20 protein-coding genes are annotated in these 20348 nt (G+C 52.0%); 7 read left to right on the plus strand and 13 right to left on the minus strand.

Annotation, left to right across the window (positions count from 1 at the left end; genetic code table 11):
* Positions 1-33 precede the first annotated feature (33 nt).
* Both hemG and ACYVBJ_RS12260 read right to left on the minus strand, forming a co-directional pair.
* Positions 34-1365, minus strand: a complete 1332-nt coding sequence (gene hemG / locus ACYVBJ_RS12255; RefSeq protein ID WP_460982585.1) for a protoporphyrinogen oxidase — start codon at positions 1363-1365, stop codon at positions 34-36.
* Positions 1362-1736 carry a DUF4296 domain-containing protein gene (locus ACYVBJ_RS12260; protein ID WP_460982586.1) on the minus strand — a complete coding sequence of 125 codons (375 nt, stop codon included), beginning with the start codon at positions 1734-1736 and terminating at the stop codon, positions 1362-1364. The genes hemG and ACYVBJ_RS12260 overlap by 4 nt, the downstream gene beginning before the upstream one ends.
* Positions 1737-1820: 84 nt before the next feature.
* On the opposite strand from ACYVBJ_RS12260, the gene ACYVBJ_RS12265 reads away from it, so the two are divergent.
* From ACYVBJ_RS12265 to ACYVBJ_RS12275, 3 genes are read left to right on the plus strand one after another with little or no spacing between them, the layout of a single operon-like run.
* Positions 1821-2687, plus strand: a complete 867-nt coding sequence (locus ACYVBJ_RS12265) for a DUF58 domain-containing protein (RefSeq protein ID WP_460982587.1) — start codon at positions 1821-1823, stop codon at positions 2685-2687.
* A 37-nt stretch (positions 2688-2724) separates the two neighbouring features.
* Positions 2725-3657, plus strand: coding sequence for a hypothetical protein (locus tag ACYVBJ_RS12270; RefSeq protein ID WP_460982588.1), 933 nt, complete (start codon positions 2725-2727; stop codon positions 3655-3657).
* 4 nt (positions 3658-3661) lie between these two features.
* Positions 3662-4756 (plus strand): VWA domain-containing protein, encoded by a 1095-nt coding sequence (locus tag ACYVBJ_RS12275; RefSeq protein ID WP_460982589.1) that lies wholly within the window; start codon positions 3662-3664, stop codon positions 4754-4756.
* Positions 4757-4766: 10 nt separating this feature from the next.
* On the opposite strand, the gene ACYVBJ_RS12280 is transcribed toward ACYVBJ_RS12275, so the two are convergent.
* Together ACYVBJ_RS12280 and ACYVBJ_RS12285 are read right to left on the minus strand one after the other, a co-directional pair.
* Positions 4767-5564, minus strand: coding sequence for an MBL fold metallo-hydrolase (locus ACYVBJ_RS12280; RefSeq protein WP_460982590.1), 798 nt, complete (start codon positions 5562-5564; stop codon positions 4767-4769).
* Positions 5565-5717: 153 nt separating this feature from the next.
* A complete protein-coding gene (locus ACYVBJ_RS12285; RefSeq protein ID WP_460977916.1) occupies positions 5718-6065 on the minus strand; it encodes a LytR/AlgR family response regulator transcription factor in 348 nt (115 codons plus the stop codon).
* 295 nt (positions 6066-6360) lie between these two features.
* On the opposite strand from ACYVBJ_RS12285, the gene ACYVBJ_RS12290 reads away from it, so the two are divergent.
* The gene (locus ACYVBJ_RS12290) at positions 6361-6936 is read left to right on the plus strand and encodes a ribonuclease HII (RefSeq protein WP_460982591.1); all 576 of its coding nucleotides are present in this window, start codon (positions 6361-6363) and stop codon (positions 6934-6936) included.
* Positions 6937-6989: 53 nt separating this feature from the next.
* Here the strand turns inward: ACYVBJ_RS12290 and ACYVBJ_RS12295 are convergent, their stop codons facing one another.
* Positions 6990-9158, minus strand: a complete 2169-nt coding sequence (locus ACYVBJ_RS12295; RefSeq protein WP_460982592.1) for a 3-hydroxyacyl-CoA dehydrogenase NAD-binding domain-containing protein — start codon at positions 9156-9158, stop codon at positions 6990-6992.
* Between the two features lie 38 nt (positions 9159-9196).
* Between ACYVBJ_RS12295 and ACYVBJ_RS12300 the strand changes: the two genes are divergently transcribed.
* Both ACYVBJ_RS12300 and ACYVBJ_RS12305 read left to right on the plus strand, forming a co-directional pair.
* Positions 9197-9424 (plus strand): hypothetical protein, encoded by a 228-nt coding sequence (locus tag ACYVBJ_RS12300; protein ID WP_460982593.1) that lies wholly within the window; start codon positions 9197-9199, stop codon positions 9422-9424.
* 102 nt (positions 9425-9526) lie between these two features.
* Positions 9527-9859 carry a PIN domain-containing protein gene (locus tag ACYVBJ_RS12305; protein WP_460982594.1) on the plus strand — a complete coding sequence of 111 codons (333 nt, stop codon included), beginning with the start codon at positions 9527-9529 and terminating at the stop codon, positions 9857-9859.
* A 5-nt stretch (positions 9860-9864) separates the two neighbouring features.
* On the opposite strand, the gene ACYVBJ_RS12310 is transcribed toward ACYVBJ_RS12305, so the two are convergent.
* The 8 genes from ACYVBJ_RS12310 to ACYVBJ_RS12345 all read right to left on the minus strand — a co-directional run bounded on the left by ACYVBJ_RS12310 (position 9865) and on the right by ACYVBJ_RS12345 (position 18760).
* Positions 9865-11073, minus strand: coding sequence for an acetyl-CoA C-acetyltransferase (locus ACYVBJ_RS12310; RefSeq protein WP_460982595.1), 1209 nt, complete (start codon positions 11071-11073; stop codon positions 9865-9867).
* A 192-nt stretch (positions 11074-11265) separates the two neighbouring features.
* Entirely contained in the window at positions 11266-12264 is a 999-nt protein-coding gene (locus tag ACYVBJ_RS12315) for a Hint domain-containing protein (RefSeq protein ID WP_460982596.1), read from the minus strand.
* Positions 12265-12296: 32 nt separating this feature from the next.
* On the minus strand, positions 12297-13877 hold the full coding sequence (locus ACYVBJ_RS12320; protein ID WP_460982597.1) for a flavin monoamine oxidase family protein: 1581 nt from the start codon (positions 13875-13877) through the stop codon (positions 12297-12299).
* Positions 13878-13984: 107 nt separating this feature from the next.
* The gene (locus tag ACYVBJ_RS12325; protein WP_460982598.1) at positions 13985-15151 is read right to left on the minus strand and encodes a pyridoxal phosphate-dependent aminotransferase; all 1167 of its coding nucleotides are present in this window, start codon (positions 15149-15151) and stop codon (positions 13985-13987) included.
* A gap of 505 nt (positions 15152-15656) precedes the next feature.
* Positions 15657-16127: a hypothetical protein gene (locus ACYVBJ_RS12330; protein WP_460982599.1), complete on the minus strand. Its 471-nt coding sequence runs from the start codon at positions 16125-16127 to the stop codon at positions 15657-15659.
* A 137-nt stretch (positions 16128-16264) separates the two neighbouring features.
* Complete coding sequence (locus ACYVBJ_RS12335) at positions 16265-17626, minus strand: M20/M25/M40 family metallo-hydrolase (RefSeq protein ID WP_460982600.1); 1362 nt, start codon at positions 17624-17626, stop codon at positions 16265-16267.
* Between the two features lie 79 nt (positions 17627-17705).
* Positions 17706-18239, minus strand: a complete 534-nt coding sequence (locus ACYVBJ_RS12340) for a hypothetical protein (RefSeq protein ID WP_460982601.1) — start codon at positions 18237-18239, stop codon at positions 17706-17708.
* A gap of 176 nt (positions 18240-18415) precedes the next feature.
* The gene (locus tag ACYVBJ_RS12345) at positions 18416-18760 is read right to left on the minus strand and encodes a tRNA-binding protein (protein WP_460982602.1); all 345 of its coding nucleotides are present in this window, start codon (positions 18758-18760) and stop codon (positions 18416-18418) included.
* Between the two features lie 210 nt (positions 18761-18970).
* Here ACYVBJ_RS12345 and ACYVBJ_RS12350 point away from each other — a divergent pair, with 210 nt between their 5' ends.
* Positions 18971-20338, plus strand: coding sequence for a PQQ-dependent sugar dehydrogenase (locus tag ACYVBJ_RS12350; RefSeq protein WP_460982603.1), 1368 nt, complete (start codon positions 18971-18973; stop codon positions 20336-20338).
* Positions 20339-20348 lie beyond the last annotated feature (10 nt).

Raw genomic sequence — 20348 nt, forward strand, 5'->3', positions numbered from 1 at the left:
TTTTTGTCTCTATAAACCATTAAAAATTCTTAATCAGGCGTTTGCCGATAACGTAACGGCCTGGCTCCGGGCTTTACGGATGCAGTCGGACAGCGAAACGCCCCCGTACCAGTTTGCGCAAACGTGCAGGTGATCGTTCGCGAGCGCTTCGATTTGCCGTTTAACGGCCACAATACCGGCGTCGTACTGCGGAATAGCCCGCTCCCAGCGATAAACAGCCTGAAAGGTCGGCTTCCCGGCCCGAATGCCAAAGCTTTCGGTTAGCTCCCGCCGTATGGTTTCGGTCAGGCGACCATCGGGCTGACGAGCGTTTTCGGGCGACGACTGCCCGCCCACAAAGGTCGTAAATAATACCTCATCCTCAGGGCAGCGTCCGTCAAAGATTGAACTGCTCCAGATATGACCAGCCGCAAATCGCCCTTCAATCTTAGGATTCAGGCCCCCGAAGCCATTCAGTGGGTGCTGAACATCCGCCCGCTTATAGGCCGTGTGAACCGCGGTCATGGGCGGGTACGTAACCCGACGTAATGCATCCGCTACGTTCGCGTAATGAGGAGCTACTAATTGAGCAGCCGCATCCGTGCCCACAGCCAGCACCAGTTGATCCACGAACGTTGTGCCGTTACCACTCGTTACGTGCCAGCCCGCATCACCGCGTTCGATTCGGGTAACCGGAGTATTCAGGGACAGATTGGTCAGCGCAGCCGCCAGCGTGTTCGGGAGCATCTGCATCCCATCGCGGAAGCTGAACGACTGCCGACGGCCCGTTGCCGATTGGTTTTTAATCAGGCCGCGCAGTACGGAGCCATATTCCCGTTCGTACTGTAGAAGGATAGGGAATGTCTCCGACACGAGTAAATGTTCGGGGTCACCAGCGTAAATACCAGCCACAAACGGCCCGAGCGCATAGTCTACAATCTCATCGGAGAAGCGACGCCGGAAAAAAGCCGCTAAGGTTTCGCCGGGGGGGGAGGTCGTTTTGTTGTTGCGCTCTCTAAAAATAGCCAGCTTGGTTTTCCAACTGAAAAAATTACCAAACAGCAGCGACGGTGGGCCTGAGGGCAGCTGCCGATACTGGCCGCTCCGGAAAATATAACGTGCTTTGCTGACGGGCTTACTGAACACAAGTTCAGGGGTTAAGCCTAGCTGGTCGAGCCACAGCAGTAGGTCGGCATCACCTAAAAGCGAGTTAGGCCCTAGCTCACGCAGATATGTGGCTCCGTTTTCGCCTGGCTCCCGCCGTGAGCGAATGTAGCCCCCGGCTTCGCCCGACGCTTCCCAGAGTTGATATGGCACGCCACGTTGCTGCAGTTCATACGCCAGCGTTAAGCCCGAAATACCCGCGCCAATAATACCTACTGTCATGATTGAGTGCGCTTTCCAGCGTTCATCTTTTTCTGCAGTTTTCCGGTTACCTGTTTATAAATAACCTCCATGTCGCTGGGGTGCGATGAGTAATAGATATAACTCGTCCGGTAGGCGGCTGTATCGACCTTGAACTTTTGAAAAATCTGATTTTCGAGGTGCTTGTACACGATATTCGATGAATCGACCGAGCGCAGGCCAAGCCGGCTCACGCGGGCTTCGGCAAGATGAACTTCGGTTAGAATATCGGCCATCCGATCGGGCGGAACCAGGTTGTCGGGGCGGTCGTCAGCCGGGGCTGAACAAGCGGCCAGCAGGCATCCGCTCAGCAGCAGGCTCCACAAAAGAGGGTAATAACGATTCCAGCGCATACGTTTAAAATGATAGCTTTGTAAGCTAATCCCGGCTGGCAAAGTTCGGGAATGCTCGTTAAAAACATATAACGCCCGTTGCCTATGGACGAGTTCTTGGCCAAGCTGCGCAATTTCGATATTCGCATTCGAAAGGCGGTAAATTCGCAGATGCGCGGCAGTTTTCGGTCGGTGTTCAAAGGGACCGGGCTGGAGTTTAGCGATTTGCGGACGTACCAGTATGGCGATGACGTGCGGGCCATCGACTGGAACGTATCGTCGAAGGGGCACGGTACGTTCGTGAAGGTGTTTCGGGAGGAAAAAGACCAGACTGTTTTTTTCGTGGTAGACGTCAGCGCATCGCAGCATGTAGGTCCCCGCCACCGCGACAAACTCGACACCACCAAAGAAGTGTGTGGGGTACTGGCCCTATCGGCCATTCGCGAGGCCAGTCACGTCGGTATGTACTGCTTTTCGGACCAGAAAGAACGGTATATCAAACCGGCGAATGGCATGAAAACGGGCTACCAGCTCATTATGAGCCTGTTCAAGCTGCAACCCGAATCGGGCCGGACCAGCATTGCCGATGCCCTGCTGTTTACGCTTAACGCCCTCAAGCGACGTAGCGTGGTGATTCTGCTGTCCGATTTTATTGATCAAAGCTACGAACACAACCTGAAAGCGCTGGCCAGGAAACATGATCTGGTGGTTATTCACCTGTACGACCAGCGCGAGGTGAATCTGCCCAGGCTGGGAATTATTCCCGTACACGATACTGAGTCGGGCCGAACGGTTTGGGTAAATACGTCTTCGCCTTCGTTTCGCAGCGGCTTACGCAATACGTTCCGGCAGAGCCAGACCCGGCTGGAGCGTCTCTGCAAACAGTTTAATGCCAATTACCTCGCGCTTGATTCGCAGGAAGACTTTGTTCCTAAACTTGTCGAATTGTTTCGGGTGCGTAAATACCAATGATTAACTGCCGATGCACGAGATACGGTCTATACCCGGAATGATGCAACCACCGGCTCAGCCATTGCCCGTCGGTCAATTTCTGACCGACAGCATTGAAATCGGTCGGCCATTCCGGTACTCGCTTACGTATCGGCATCCGTCGGCGGTCGACGTATTATTTCCCGATACCGCCCGGCATTTCTCGCCTTATCGAGTGCAGCACGTTGCCGTATTTGCTACGCAGACGACGGGCTCCGGACTCGATGCCATCAGCCGGGATAGTGCCGTGTATACGCTGGTATCGTTTGAGACCGATTCAATGCAGTTGTTACAGGTGCCGGTACGGATCATTAACGCGGCTGATTGTACGGCGTTGATGAGCCAGACCGATACCGTTTTTTTGCGATCAAAGCTTTTGGACAACCGAGTAGGCGGGCCGCAATCGTTGACGCTGGCAACCGAAACGCACCTGGCACCCTTACAACAGCAGTTTAATTACCCTGCTCTGGGCATTGGTCTGTTTACGACCGGCTTGCTGTTCGCTCTGATCTACGGGATATTCGGACGAGCGATTCGGCGGCAATGGCGTTTGTATCAGATGAACCGGCGGCATATTCGATTCCTGCGGGATTACAACCGGCTGAGTAGCAACATCAGTCCGCACTCGGCGGCCGAAACCGCGAATCAGGTGGTGATTATGTGGAAATCGTATTTAGAAAAACTCGACCGGCAACCGTATGCGTCCCTAACCACGTCGGAAATAGCCGATCGCATGAACGACGACCGGGTGACAAATGCACTCCGGGAGGCTGACCGAATGATTTACGGGGGGGCTTTTTCGAGTCAGTCCCAATCGGCGTTGCGCGTTCTGAGCGACGTAGCAACCCAGACGTATCATCGTCGGCGAGGACAACTGCAAACGCCGGCCAACCAACAGGCCGACACGGAGGAGGAACTTGGCCAGTCTGAATCACCATCCTCTTTTTCCTGATTACATGGCACCCTGGTATTCGCTTCAATGGTTTAGCCCCGCGCAGTGGAAACAATTTCATTTCGCCTATCCGCTGGCCTTATCTCTGATTCCCACGGTGTTGCTGTTGTTCGCCCTGCGCTATTACCTGCACCGGAACGCTCAGCAGCGGCTGAATATGTCGCTGGACCCGTATGGAACAAATGACAATCCGCGTGAACGGATGGCGCCGGATCGGGCGAAAGCGGCAAACGCACTGCTCAGTTCATTGCGCTACCTCCTGCCGCTGACGGTGTTTATCGGCGTCAGTCTGGCGCTGGTTGCTTTGGCCCGACCGCAGATCGTGCGGGAACTGCGCGAGGAACAATCCGAAGGCATCGACATTATGATCGCCCTCGACGTATCGGAGTCCATGAGCGAAACCGACCTGTCGCCCAATCGGCTGGCTGCGGCCCAGCGCGTGGCTCAGGCCTTTGTGAACGGGCGACAAAACGACCGGATCGGCCTGGTGGTTTTTGCGGGCGAAGCGTTTTCGGTCTGTCCGCTTACGACCGACTATGCACTGGTAAAGCAATACCTGCGCGACATCAACGGTCAGATGATCCGGACCTCCGGCACGGCCATCGGCGATGCCCTGGCCCGGTGTATAAACCGGATGCGCGATCGCTCGGTTTCGGCTACGGATACAAGCCAGAACGCGGATGAACAAACGGAACGCAGACGTAGCAAAGTGGTGATTCTGTTGAGTGACGGTGATAATACGGCCGGAAACATTGATCCCGTTACGGCAGCCCGGCTGGCAAAAGCGTTTTCGATTAAAGTATACACCATTGCGGTTGGACGCCCCGACGGAACCGCTGATCAGGCGGCTACAGTCGACGAAGGAATTTTGAAGACCATTGCCACCATCGGTAACGGAAGTTTTTTCCGGGCTACGGATGCAGGGCGTCTGCGGGCTGTATTCGCGCAGATCAGTCGGTTGGAGAAAGCACCCGTTCGCGTTCGGGTGTACGAAGACATCCGGGATTATTACCGCATCTACCTGTCCTGGTCAATCGTCTTTCTGCTGGGGGCGCTCCTGCTCAAAAACACCATCTTTGGCAATGTGCTGGAAGATTAGAACGTAATAGCTAATTCTCCAATGGCAAAGCCGTCTCCACCGATGCGTTGATCGTATAAACCGGCGTTTCCTTATAGCGGGATGCAATCACTACCTTCGTATGAGCCGTGTGTGGCGCAAACAAGTCGCTGAGGACCTGGGGCGAGTTGTTTTCTTTCGATAAGTGCGACAGCAGTACGTGACTCATGTGCTGAGGCCGGTGGGTTGTAAACAGATCCAGGGCCTGCTGATTAGAGAGGTGACCTAGCCCTCCTCGGATCCGGTGTTTCAGAAAATACGGATACCGACCCCGATCCAGCATATCCTCATCGTAGTTCGCTTCCAGGAAAGCCGCGTGACATTGGCTGAAATGTTGGATGAGGTGTTCGCAGGGTGCGCCGATGTCGGTAAAGACGCCGACTTTGGTGTTCTGATACGTAATGACAAAGCTGTGCGGATCGGCGGCATCGTGCAGCTTGGGAAACGCCGTAATACAAAGATCGCCAATCCAGACGGGCTCGTAGCCCTGCAAGGCCCGCATCGGGAAGTCCGATTGGGGGAGCCGCGACCGACGTAACGTAGTCGGCGTAATATAAACGGGCAGTTGGTACCTTTTGGCCAGTTGCGGAATACCGCTGATGTGATCGGTATGTTCGTGGGAAACGAAGATCGCCTTTACGGTCCGCAGCGATAAACCCAGCCGCTCCATACGCCGTTCGGTTTCCCGGCACGAGATGCCGGCGTCGATCAGAACAGCTTCCTGCTCATTGCCGACGTAATAACAGTTTCCGTTGCTGCCCGAATTTAACGAAGTGATGAACAATTGCATATCTATATACAAAGAAACGGCTTTTTGCCGTCCTAAGCACATAAAATGTCATCAGAAAGTTGCCATCGTGCGCTATAAGCATAGCGGCCATTTCCGGTAATGTAGCCAGGCCAGCTATGTTACCGGAAATGGTCGCTACTAACCATTAACTAGCTATGAATGGGTGGTGCACAAGGGGAAAGAGGTCAACTGAGGCCGCAGGCGTTTGGTTTGCCGACGGGAGATTGCTAAGGTTCTATCCTGAGAAAGCTGCACAAATGGAGTGTCAACAAACCGGAGCCGGTAGGAGACAATGTGAGCCGGATTGACCAGTGTACGCTTATGGATGCGCAGGAACGTAGGAAGCCGTTCGGCGAATCGTTTTAACGTAATGGCAACCAGCATTGGCTTTTGGCCAATTAAGTGTACGGTTGTGTAGTTGCCCATCGCTTCCAGGTATTCAATCGAAGCAACCGGAACCGAACGTCTGTTTGTGAAATCAGGTAAGAGTAGTGTTTCCATAGTATTTGATTGCGTTTACAGCGGAATAGGTGTTGTCTACTGCAAGCAAAAGTAGAGAAGCACTACAGTACGATAACCGTTAAATAGGATGAAGTGCAAGAAAGACACCATGAGCTGCTCATAGAACAGGATAAACCGAAACAGCGGTAACTCATAGAAGCCACCTGACAGCGGGTCTGGATAGCGAAACGGGGTGACGTACTGGCCTGACGTAGCGGCTTGCTTCTCTGGCGAGAACTGATTTGCGCGTTAAATCGAGTAGTTTTGCTGGCGTTTATTATTCGTCTATATCCGGTTGTTACGATCCTTTTATAACGCTAATCTCCTCGAAGCGGGACTTGATGAAGTAGGACGCGGTTGCCTGGCAGGCCCCGTTGTCGCGGCCGCGGTGATCTTACCCAGCACATATACGCATCCCATTCTGAACGATTCCAAGCAGCTTACCCGCGCTCAGCGCGAAACATTACGTATCGACATTGAACGGGATGCCCTGGCCTGGGCCGTGGCCGAAGTGTCGCACGAAGACATTGACCGGATCAACATCCTGAAAGCGAGTTTTCTGGCGATGCACCGTGCGGTTGACGCGCTTTCGACTCGTCCGGAGCATCTATTGGTCGATGGCAATCGATTTACGCCGTACCCCATGATTCCGCATACCTGTATTGTGAAAGGCGATGCGCATTTTCTGTCGATCGCGGCCGCGTCGGTGCTGGCCAAAGTGCACCGCGATACGTTAATGGAGCGGCTCGACAAAGAGTTTCCTGGATATAGCTGGGCGCAAAACGTCGGCTATCCGACACCCGCTCACCGCAAAGCTATCCGGGAGCTGGGGCCGACGCCTTACCATCGGATGAGTTTCCGGTTGGTATAGCAGTGCCAACAAGTGCTAATTGTCCTCTTACACATAGTCTACTCACTGCATTGTTATACTAACTCACGTTGTTCTTGTTCGGCTCGCTCGCGGAGCCTCTGGGTTGGGCGGAAGCGTTCGCCATGTTGATCAGCCAGGCGGTCGAGGGTTTTGACGAACGTATCAATGCCGACGAAATCTACGAATGAGAGCGCTCCGCCCGTGTAGGCCGGGAAGCCCCATGCCAGAATTGAGCCCAGGTCAGCATCTAATTTTGTTCGAACGACACCTTCTTCAAAACACCGGACTGCTTCGAGGGCCTGGCGGTATAAGAGCCGTGTTTTGACTTCATCGAGCGTTGGTTGTTGCTCCAATACCGGGAACAAGTCAGCCAATCCTGGCCAAAGCGGTTTGCTGCCTTCTGCCGGGTAGTCGTAAAAACCAGCTTTCGCTTTTCTGCCTAAGCGTCCCAGTTCGACAAACGTTTTGGCGACCTGGTAGCTCGTATCGTCTTCGCGTAAAGCACCGTCTTTGATACCCTGCCCTGAAATTTTATAGACCAGATCTAAAGCTACCTCGTCCGTTACGGCCAGCGGCCCGACTGGCATACCCGCGTCTTTCCCACCATTTTCGATGAGCACCGGATTGACGCCGTCTTTGAGCAGTTCCATGCCTTCGGCAGTGTACGTACCAAAGCAGCGTGAGGTATAAAAACCTCGCGAATCGTTAACCACAATCGGCGTTTTACGGATCTTGCGGACGTAATCAATGGCGACAGCCAGCGCGTAATCCGATGTCTGCTTACCCATGATGATCTCAACGAGCATCATCTTGTCAACGGGCGAGAAGAAGTGAATACCGATGAAATTTTCCGGCTTTGCCGACGCTTCGGCCAGGCCACTGATGGGGAGAGTAGACGTATTAGAACCAAACACTCCGCCTTCGGTCAACTTTGGTTCGGCTTCTTTGGTTAGCTGAGCTTTCAGGTCGCGGTTCTCGAACACGGCCTCAATGATCAGATCACAATCCTGCATATCGGCATAATCGGCGGTGGGCCTGATCAGATTCAGGACATTATCAACCTTTAACGGGTCAACCTTGCCTCGCTCGGCACCTTTTTTCAAGAGGCCACGCGAGTAGTCTTTGCCTTTTTCCGCGGCTTCAACAGACACGTCTTTCAGAACAACTTCAATACCTGCTTGTGCTGATACGTCAGCGATGCCGGCACCCATCATACCCGCGCCCAGAATACCCAACTTTTTGACTTCCGTTTTTGGTTGGTCTTTCGGGCGGCTGGCTCCTTTGTTGGCTTCGTTCATCCCCAGGAACATGGTCTGGATGAGGTTCTTGGCTACTTTCGACGTAGCAACCTTAACGAAGTGGCGCCCTTCGATTACCAACGCCCGGTCGATGTTTACTTGCAGACCTTCGTACACACAAGCCATGATTTCGAGTGGGGCAGGGTAGTTGCCTTTGGTTTTGTCCATCAGCATGGCCGTACCAGCCGCGAAGGTCTGCGCGCCAACAGGGCTTTGAATGTTGCCACCGGGTATTTTGAAGTTATCCTTACCAACGATCTTACCCGTCTTGCGATCAACCTCGTCCCAGGGCTTAAGCGGTTTCGGATTAGCGGCAATCCACGCATGGGCTTTGGCCAGCATTTCGGCTGGCGTTTCGGCAATATCATCGATCATGCCCAGTGTTTTCGCTTCCTGAACGCCCACTTTTCGGCCTTCGACAATCAAAGGTAGAGCCGCCTGAATACCTATCATGCGGGGTAACCGCTGCGTACCACCGGCACCGGGTAACAAGCCGATTGTTACCTCAACGAGTCCAATCAGCGTTTGTGGCCGGGCGGACGTTCCGTTGTTCAAGGCGATGCGATGATGACAGGCCAGGCAGATTTCATAGCCACCTCCTAGGGCAGTGCCGTTAATCGCAGCTACGGCTGGTTTGCCGGCTGTTTCGATACTCCGAAAGACGCGGTTCAGTTCCGACGAAACTTTCAGCATTTCGGCCGGATCTTTGTCGTTGTTACGTAGGATCATTTTCAGATCAGCACCGGCGACAAACTCGGGCTTTGCCGACGTAATGATGATGCCTTTTACAGATTCATCGGCGTAGGCGCGTTGCAAAGCGGCTTCGAACTGCGGGATTGATTCGTCGTTGAGGACGTTCATGGGGGCCGCAGTCATTTCCCACGAAATGACTGCCACATTTTGGTCAACGGTGTAGTTTATCATGCACTGGGTATTTAGTAGTTTTACAAAAAGACTCGTGTATGGGAGCCATCCGAATTATTCAAAAGCCAGAAAACGGCCAGATAACGTTTACTGTCCCTGAAGAAATGCGTGACGAAACAATCGTCATTGAATTCAAGCCTATGCGGGAGGAGCAGCCGAACCGTCCTAATGCCGGGTTAGCTGAGGCTTCCAAAGCCTTCTTTGATAAACTTGAACGAGTAAAAACCGATTTTAATGAGGAGGACTACAACGTTTATGAGCAATAGAATCTTCCTCGACAGTTCCATTCTCATAGAAAGGGGGCAAACCCCGAGTTGTATGGTTACCTAACCGAACATACTGATTATGAAAAGTGTATCAATCAGATTGTGCTGAGTGAATATACCTTCTACTTATTAATTATTGAGGGAGGAAAGGCTCCACTGACGTTAAAGCGTGACAAGACAATTCCTGCTATTGTCAAACAACATAATCCAACTGGTGTGTTGAGCATGCTAACCTTTCTTGAGCCTGGTCCAGCCGTTGTACCGCTTTACCTGCAATACATGGAGCAGTACAATTTACTGCCGAACGATGCCTTAATTTTAGCGACCTGCAAACTCAATGGCATTAGCCAACTTGCCAGTTACGATTCAGATTTCGCTCCGGCCTGTATCGGTGAGGGCATACAATTGATTCAGAGCATAGCAGACTTAAACTGATCAAATCAGTTCATCCGTTCGAAGATGGTGGCGATACCCATGCCGCCCCCGATGCAGAGCGTGGATAACCCTGTCTCTTTGCCAGAACGCTCCAGTTCATCGATCAACGTCGCCGAAATAATGGCTCCCGTAGCGCCCAGTGGGTGACCGAGGGCAATAGCTCCGCCGTTCACATTTAGCTTACCATGATCGACGCCAAACTCATCCATAAACAGCATTGGAATGGCAGCAAAAGCTTCGTTGACTTCAAATAAATCAATATCGCTGATAGTCATACCTGCCTTTTTGAGCACTTTCCGCGTAGCCGGAACAGGTCCCGTAAGCATGATCGTTGGCTCGGAACCGACAATGGCGAAGGCTTTAATGCGAGCGCGGGGCGTAAGTCCGGCTTTTTCGCCAAACTCTTTGCTGCCAATCAGAACGCCAGCCGCCCCATCGACAATCTGCGACGAGTTGCCCGCGTGGTGAACGTGATTGATTTTATCGAACTGGGCGTACTTGAGCAGCGCTAAGGCGTCTAATCCCATTTGTCCCATCATCTCGAAGGCAGGCTTAAGCTTACCAAGGCTCTCGACGGTTGTTCCCGGGCGCACGCCTTCATCATGGTCGAGTACGGTTATACCAATGTCGTCTTTCAAGGGTACAAGCGTCTTCGAAAAGCGATTGTTAATCTGCGCTTCTACGGCCCGTCGGTACGATTCAGCCGCGAAGGTGTCTACGTCGTTACGTGAGTAGCCGTATTTTGTGGCGATCAAATCGGCGGAGATGCCCTGCGGAACAATGTTATGCCGTGCTACGATCTGCGGGTTCATGAAGATAGCGCCACCATCGGAGCCCATCGGTACGCGTGACATCGATTCGATACCCCCGGCTACAATGGCATCCACCTGACCCGACATGACGTAGGCACCGGCCATGTTGATGGCTTCGAGTCCCGATGAGCAAAAACGGTTCAGTTGTACCCCTGCCACGGATTCAGCGTAGCCTGCCTCCAGAGCGGCCGTACGGGCAATGTCGGCACCCTGTTCGCCGATGGGCGTAACGCAGCCCATGATAACGTCGTCGACTAAGGATGTGTCTAATTGATTCCGATTACGAAGCTCTTTCAGCACATTGGTGAGCAAGGTGATGGGTTGAATATCATGCAGCGAACCGTCGCTTTTTCCCCGGCCGCGTGGTGTCCGGACGGCATCGTAAATGAAAGCATCTGCCATAATTTCGTCTAAAAATAGTATGCATGCATACGGTTTTATAGAGGCAAAAGTAACCGTAAAAGCTTAACCGGTCAATGGTTTTGATCTTATTTGATACTTTCTTTACTGAAAACAGGAATGGTTGATTAAAACAACGCACAATACGTTATTTTAATCAACCATTCCTGTGATTTAGACTCGGTTAGCCTGTGCTTATTTATCCAGGACTACTGTTTCGCCAACCAGATAGGCACCCGATTCAGTAGTTAAATTGTAAACCGTTGATATGGTGCGGCTTTGCGTTTCGACCCCAACCACATTATAGGGAACTACCTTGCCGTTCTCATACCGATACAACAGCTCTCCAGCCTTAACCTCGCCCAGGGCTTTCCGACCGGTGGCTGTCAACACGGGGTGATTGGCGGTCGCTTCAAACAAGGTTGGCGTGGTTAGTCCGGTTTGGGTTGAGGCTGTTACGTCATTTACTGGATTTAGCCATACCCCAACTAGTGTGAAACTGCCTTCGTGCCTGTCGATTTTCGTAACGCGAGTCGGGTCAACCGCTTTCGTTTTAGGGCTGTAGCCGAGTACAATGTCATTAGCTGTTACGTCGCTGATGCGCTTCGCGGAACCATCCGCCAACGTAACGGGTGCATCGGCCGCGAAGCAAAAGTTATATTCTTCTTTCTTTTTATCTCCGCCATCGTCAGTTTTACCGGTGCCGCCAGCCAACAGGTTAGCCATCTCGCGCGATAAGACAAACGTCAGGGTGGACATCAGGCCGGGTTCTTTCTCCCCAACGTATTTGAGGTCGTCGATGTAAGCGTCCCAGGCTTTACGTTCGCCCGATCCGCCGGGAATGACAAACGACTTCACTTCGTTGGTTTTACCGTTTTGGTAGATGGCCAGCAAGCCAAGTTCTTTGGTATCCTCGGCAGCAAATACTTTATAGAGATAGATTTTACGCGTAACGCCATCGCTGTAGGCAAATACATACGCAGGGCGTTCTTCGTAGCGGTCGAGGATGAAGCCGCCCGACTTGAAATAGGTGTCTTTGTCCAGGTTAGCTATTTTAATGGCCTTAACAGCCTTGAGTTGGTCGAGGGTCATGCCCGAGGTTGACGCCGTTTGCGCCGAAACGCGCTGGCTCAGTAATTGAGTAGCTACAGCGCAGCAAATGAATAATACGAGAGAAAGCAGGTTGTTCTTCATAGTTTAACGTAATGTCAACGTGACAGAAATCATCACTTTTTGGTGTATACACCCACTCGGGCGTGGATCGCTTCGACGGCTCGGCGGGCTGATGTAAAAGCTCCGGCCATCCAGGCGGTAAGGTAGGTCGTGTGTTCTCCGGCAAAATAGATATTGCCGTCGGCTTCTAACAAAGCTGGATAATGCTTTCGGCGTGTGTTGTCGTCGTACGTAGCCCAGCCCCCTCCGCTATAAGGCGTACGGTGCCAGGCCAGCGAAAACGAGTTTTCGAACTCGGCCGAGTATTGCGGGTGAATTTTAGCTCCCTGGGTTAAGGCTATCTTCTCCCGCTCAGCAATCGACAGGGCACCGACGGCTTCGGCCCGGCTGTAGAAATTGTAATAACCAATCAGGACGCCTTTTTTGTCCTGAAAGCCGAACGACGGATACCAAATCTGGTTAATGTCCATATTGGTGCGCGAAATACCGCCGTAAATCCAGTCGTCTTCTTCCCAAAATCGCCGTTTAAACTGCAGGCCAATCTTCCCGGTTTTGATGTACGGCACAAAGTCAGCCGCTCGCTTCACCGTCCCTGAAAGGTCAGATTCCAGATTTTTAAGCATGGGCAGTGGCAAGGTGCAGACACAGAACTCGCCGGTTAGTTCTGTCGGTTTACCATCCTTCTGGTACACAACCCGCACGCCGTTTTCGGTTTTGCGAAGCTCACTGACTGGAGCGTTGAACAGAATTTTACCCATCAGTTTTTTCTCCAGTGCTTTCGGAATCGCATCCATGCCGCCCACAGGTTGCAGCAACGTCGTTTGCTGTTCGTAGATGTAATCGCCGACGTTATGAAAAACGGGCTGCATAAAACCGGACCGGAGTAGATCCGTCAGTCCAAAGGGGTCGGTTAGTTCGCCGGGGGTTGTGCCTGCACCCGGTTCGCTTTTGGCTTTGTAACCGCGTCGATTCGTGCCTTTGTACAGATGAGCGGTGTTGAGATCCCCTTCATTTTTCAGAAAGTCAACCAGCTTTTCAATGTCTTCTTTGGTTAGTTGCTGGTCAAGCGCAGACTGGTCTAAGGCTTTGGCAAGCAGTTCAGCCGTATAGCCACGCATGTCGTTGTGGTACTCCTTTATACGTAAGCGACGATTGGCTAAGTTACCCGACCCATCGGGCTGATTATTATACAGGTAAGCGGCTTCGTTGTTGCCGTTAAAAATTTGGAGCGGTACATCCAGTTCCCGGCAGTACTGTAGAGTAAGTTGGTGATGGTGCGGGATCCGGGCGGCTCCTCCGTTGAAGTACAAACCGTCTTCAAACTGACAGGTTTGCGCCATACCACCGTTCAGTTCCGTTTCTTTGGTACCTCCCCGAATTGTCCAGACCCGGCCTCCTGAGCGCGAACGGGCTTCCAGTACAGTGCAGTCGTAGCCCAGTTTACCAAGCTCGTAAGCAGTGGCCATACCGGCTAGCCCAGCGCCCAGTATGATGACTTTTCGGGCCTTCCCCTCCTCGTTCCGGCCATTGGCAGGCAGATTCAGGGCTGATGCCGGAGCCGGCTGTAACATCCCCCACGCCAGTAAACTGGCGTAACTGGCACTCGTCGAGTTAATGAAATCGCGTCTTGTCATGTATAGGTTAGGAGAGAGGAGATAGAAGCGAGGAGTGAGAATCAATATGCCGTTATGTACCTGAGTAATTTCTCACTCCTCGCTTCTATCTCCTGACTTCTTACTAATTACCCCACTACTTTCTTAAATCCATCCATGAACATGGCCATTTCCTCCATCGTACCGATGCTGACCCGACAGAACGGCTGCCCGTTGAACTCGCGGGTTTGAATGCCAATGCCGTTCGCAAACATCTGATTCTCGAATGACTTCGGTTTCATCCGAATGGGGAATAGCATGAAGTTAGCGCTCGATGGAATTACCTCGTAGCCCATGTCGGTCAGGGCTTTGGTCGTATAAGTTCGCGCTTTGGCGTTTTCGGCGCGGCAATGGTTCTGCCAGGCGGTGTCTTTGTAGCTGGCAATGCCGGCCATCAACGTAGTGATGCTGACCGCAAATTCGCCGTTGGTGTACGGCTTCAGCGCTTTCAGCATGTTGGGCTGGGCGATGGCGTACCCTAAACGAAGACCGGCAAAGCCGTGGATTTTCGAGAATGTCCGGGCCAGCACTACGTTCAGACCATCGGCAACGAGTTTTCCGAGTTTTGGGCGCTCGGCGGGTTCGTAGAAATCGATATAGGCTTCGTCGATAAAGACCGGAACTTTAGGCGCTACCTCGCGGCAAAACGCTTCCAGATCGGCCGTTGGAACAATGGTACCCGTCGGGTTATTGGGGTTAACGATATAGACCATCTTGACGTCAGGCGTAATGGCTGCCTTCATCGCGTTCAGGTCAAATTTGTAGTCTTTGGTCATCGGCATCGCCACAACTTTAGCGCCCATCTTTTGCGCTCGCTCCAGCAGATCGTCATACGTCATGACGCTGGTCAGGATTGTTCCTTTACTGGAAGCAACGTGCGTTGCAGCCGCCATCAGAATATCCGATGAGCCAGGTGCTATCATGATGTTGTCGGGTTTTACACTATCATCCGTTGCGATGAGTTGCTTGAGTTGAGCAAATTCCATCCAGGCGTACCGATTGCTGAGTTCGGTAGCTTTAACGAGGGCGTCTTTGGCACTGGGCGCAATACCGTGCGGATTTTCGTTGGCGAACAGCCGGGCCCGAAGCTTAGGCATGTCGGGCGGAGCGACCAGCGGAGCGAACTCATTAACGAATACGGATTGGTTATAGGTGTTTAGCGTAGCGGCTTTTGAAAAACGCAGCCCCGTAGCCAGACCAGCGGTCAACAGGCCACTAGTCCGGAGCCAATCCCGGCGAGTTAGTTGTGATGACATCTTCTTTTTGTATTTATCGTAGATTAAATAAAAGTAAAACAAAAACTAACTCCTTCATTATTAGTACGTTGTGAATCTACGAAATCTGACAATAAAAAAGTGATTCTTTTTTAAGAAACACCTGAGAAAATTTTATTAATAGTCTATTTTGTAAAATTTTCAAGACTATAATGTCATTTATACAGTAGGATATTTGTAAATCGATTTTGGGGCCGGTTTCAGGCAGCTACTTAGAATATGGCTGATGTATCTGTGTCTGATTTTAGAAAATATGGCTGGTTGCCATTGATACTGTGGAGAGTTACCAAAGTTCAGGTTGGTTCTATTGAGCAAGCTCAGAGATACGTCCTGCTAAATAGGGAAAGGTGAGTAGCAACGACAGCGTCCAGGAATATAAAGCATTTTACGGATCTAGCGCGTTAACCAACCACAAAAAAAGGCCGATGAATGATCATTGGCCAGGGAAGAGCTGCGTTAGCTGCTACCTAATTAAACGAAAAGAACGTTACTGTTTACTGTAGATCAATTGAATGTTGTATCGCACCACTTCGTTGAGCTTCGTCGTGGGGTTTTGAAGCGTATCAGAAACGGCAACAACTGGGAATGCCAACCGAGGAGTACCGTTTGTTGCGTCATAGGTTAGCTTTTCGGTATTACCGTCATCATATTTAAGATTCAACTCCGTTCCTGTATAATCCCAGGTGCCGGGGAAAGTCTGAATCACTGCTGATGAACGATCTGTTAACACAAATGATTTATCAGCTTTTATGTCATACACATCGTTGATGCCATAAAGAAGCGGGTTGAGTTTTAGTCCGTTATTGTCCGTATAGGGAGTTACGAAACCACTTGTCAGAAGGAAATCAGACGACCATTTACCCACAACGGCCGGGGCAGGAGCCGCTTCATCTTTTTTACAGGAATTTAATCCTACCAGTGAAGCTATAAGGCAAAATGTATATAGAAAACGCTTCATAATAAATGAATTTAACGATTCGGAGTATGGGGAACTAATGGCTGTAAACTACGAAAAAATTAGATAGACAACCAGTATTACGCCTAAATATGACTTACTGATGCAAAGAGGGACATTTATCCGTAAAAAAAGCGCCTTTACCGCAGGTTCGGAAGGGGTAACACAGGCAAGCTTTCGTTGCCATCTTCGCTGACCGACTGAACGGCGAAGTAATAATTGTCTTTCGAATACGGGAGTGTCATGCCCAGCTTGCTAGTGAAGAACTTCTTCTGCCAGAAGGGCCAGTGCGTTTCGCGCATCAGGACGTAGTAACCCCGCACTTTCCCGGTTGTGGGTGCTTTCCAGTAGAGTGCGGTCGAGTTGGTCAGGTTGCGTACTTCAATCGTTACCGTTTGTGGTACAGCCGGTGCCTTTGCCAGGTTAGCAAGCGTAGCCAGGTTAACCGCCGTGTTTTTTCGGAGGTAATCGAAATCCATAAACTTGGCGTAATCGCCAAACTCAGTACCGTTTTCAGTACGTAGGTCCTGATGCTGATGGTCGTAGTTTTCGTTCATTTCGGTCAGACGCACGGCTGCGAAACCGCGTTGGACGAACGGTGTATGGTCGCCCCCTCGTAGATAGCGGTCATTTCTGTAAATCATCACCACCTCCATATTTTCCACGTACCGTTCACCGACTTCTTTCAGGTACCGGGCCAGGCTACGCGCTTTTCCGTCGTTTTCGTTGCCGAACTGCCGAATCTGACCAATGCGGCCGGTCGTATCTTTTAACAGGTTGCCGGGTAAACCCTCGCTGAAAACGCGTAGCCGCGTATTGTCGATGATGCGGGTTTCGTTGCTGTTGTTCGACCCTATAATGTCGTTGTTCAGCACGGCCTCCAGGTTCCATTTTTCCTTTACAGCCCGCTCGCTGAGGTGTTCGGCGCCCAGCAGGCCCTGTTCTTCGCCGGTCAACGTAACGAATACGATGGTTGCCGGAAACTGCGACTTGCTCATCACGCGGCAGAGTTCAATAACGGCGGCCGTCCCCGAACCGTCGTCGTTTGCACCGGGGGCGTTGGCATCGCGGTTCATGACGTTTGTTACGCGGCTGTCCATGTGGCCCTGCACCAGAAACACCCGCGTATCGTTGGGGTCAGTGCCTTTCAGCGTGGCCATTACGTTGCCCATATCCGCCGGTTTATCAATACGACGACCGTCGGGTTGTAACGTCCACGTATCGAGCTGAGCCGTCAAGCGTCCACCCGATTGTCTGGCATATTGATTGAATTTACCCAGTATCCATTGCCGGGCGGCACCGATGCCTTTCTTTTGATCGGTAGTTGTGCTCAGCGTGTGACGGGTTCCGAAGCCAACCAAGCCATTGATGTGCGCCCGCAGACTATCGGCCGAGACCTGGGCGACCAGATCAGCGATTTGAGGATCGCGGTTAATGGTCGTTTGGGCGACAGCAGAGATTGATGATGAAATGAGTAAAGCAGAAAGGAATTGTTTTTTCATGAAGCCTATCGTTAGGTAGGCGAAGCTAACAAAAAAGCGCCAACCGTAGGCCCGTAGATGGTAGATCGGTATGAGAATCTTAAAATCCCCAGGCGATTCCGGCTCCTACGGCCGTTTGCCCGGTTAACGGCACTGACGATACGGACAGACCAACGCGGGGCTGACGCAACATCTCATTGTACCGGGTCACGGCTTTATTCACCTGGCCATTACCGATGATGGTAAAGACCAACGTAGCGGCAATCGAGCCACCATAGACCGTCCAGTACGTCGCATTGTTTTTACTGCTGCGTAGTAAAATATAGCCCAGAGGCACCAGGGCCGTCAGCCGCCCGAGCGTGGTCATGGTGCGATACGTCTGAAAATGGTGATTTACCGTGGGGTCGTTCAGCTCGTAGAAAGGTACTTCCAGCGAATAGGGTGACGATAACTTTTTGCCGCCGTAGTAATAAACACTGCCTAGCGACGATGACCCATACGCTCGCTCAATGGGCATCAGGTGCGCCGGAATCGGTACAGTACGGTAATGTGAGGTATCCTCATCGCGTCGGCGCTGGGCGGAAGTGGTTAGGGAGATAAAAAGCAGTACGGTGAGAAAAAAAGCGTTTCGCATAATGAGTAAACGAACGGCTGGCGGGTTTAAGCGAATAGAGCGCGTAAAAAAGCAACAACACTACCCTGAATAAGCCATTGCTGCCTGGCTTATTTATTATTCGGCAGACTCGCTAGTCCGGTACGCTAACGCATACTATCGCCAGATCAGCAAAGAAGGCAGGAAGCAGCCTGTACTCAGGCGATACGTAAGCCATTCGGGGTTGGGCGTTCGGTTTGGAGTAGGGTAACGGTTCCGTCGTCAGCAACCGCGCCCAGAACCAGGCACTCACTGAAAAAATTGGCAATCTGCTTAGGCGGAAAGTTAACCACGGCTACGACCTGTTTGCCGATGAGGTCCTCAGGCTGATACCGCTTCGTCAGTTGTGCAGAAGTTCGTTTAATGCCGAAATCGCCGAAATCAATCGTTAGTTTATACGCTGGTTTACGGGCCTGCGGGAATGGCTCGGCGGTAATGATAGTGCCCGTACGGATGTCAACCTGTTCGAATTCGGCCCAGGTTAACGTAGTGGATTGACTCATGAATAAACGGATTGATATTGACGAATGTATGCTACAAACCAGGATAGCGCATTCGGTACGTATTGAATAACGCGGAAATAAAAACGAGCGCTACTTTTACATCAGCACACGTAACTGTTAATGACCGGCTTCTCTCGCCAAACTTTCGCGGGGAACAGGCTGTTCATCACGCGAGACAAATCAAGCCCCAAAACTAATTACCATCCTGTTATGAAAGTAAGCCTACTCCTGTTCGCTGCTACTACGTCGATTGCCTTAGCTGGCCACTACGATGGCCCTCCTGTAAAACTGCCCAAGGCAAAGTCACCGAAGACCACAATGCCTGCCCCTGATCCCGACAATGGAGGTCTTAAACTGGCAACTGGCTTCCGGGCGCTGACCTTCGCGGATAACCTGGGCCGCGCTCGTCATGCTGCCGTAGACCCCACAACGGGAACGGTCTTCGTTAAGCTCGAACGCCTGAAAGATGGAAAGGGCATTGTTGAGCTAAGGGACACAAATGGCGACGGCCGGGCCGACCAAACCGTTACGTTCGGCAACTACCCCGGTACGGGCATGGGTATCTATAACGGCTATCTGTACGCGTCGTCCGATACGTCGGTGTATCGCTATAAGCTCACCAACGGCAAGGTAATGGAAACAACACCAGCTGAACCGATTGTGGTGGGCCTAACGCTCCAGCGCCAGCACGCCAGTAAGTCGCTGGCCCTCTCGCCCGACGGTCGGCTGTTTGTCAACTTTGGAGCGCCCTCAAACGCCTGTCAGGAAAAAGATCGGCAGAAAGGCTCGAAAGGGATGGACCCCTGCCCCATCCTGGAAAACTATGCGGGTATCTGGGTGTTCGATGCCAACAAGCAAAACCAGCGCCAGTCGGATGGGAAGCGTTACGCCACGGGTATCCGAAACGCCGTTGCGCTGGATTGGAACACCGCAACCAACACCCTGTATGCGCTGCAACATGGCCGCGATAACCTCAACAACTGGGGTGGTGTGTTCACCGACTCGATTAGCGCTGAATTGCCTTCGGAGGAGTTTCTGATGGTGAAAGAAGGGTCTGACTTTGGATGGCCTTATTGTTATAACGACCATTCGAAGAGTAAGAAGTTCTTAGCGCCTGAGTACGGTGGCGATGGCAAAACGGAAGATCGCTGCGCCGGAAAAGAAAAACCAATTATGGCGTTCCCTGGTCACTGGGCACCCAATGATGTCTTGTTCTATACGGGAGGCACCGGGGGCGCGAACGCCTTCCCCGCCCGGTATAAGAACGGCGCTTTTGTCTGCTTCCACGGCTCCTGGAACCGCGCTCCAATGAAGCAGGGCGGCTATTTTGTTGCCTTCATTCCGTTCGGTAAAGACGGCCGGCCATCGGGTAAGTACGAAGTATTCGCCGAGAATTTTGCGGGTGTGCCTGAGTTAGGTAAGCCCGGCGAAACGGCCAACGCAGGTAAGCTGGATCTGGCTAGCCCCGGCGACGCAAAACACCGCCCGATGGGGCTTGCTCAAGGGCCTGACGGATCGCTTTACATCACCGATTCGGTACAGGGAACTGTCTGGCGGGTGATGTACGCGAAGAAGTAAATCAGCTTTC

The sequence above is a fragment of the Spirosoma fluminis genome (assembly GCF_054778895.1).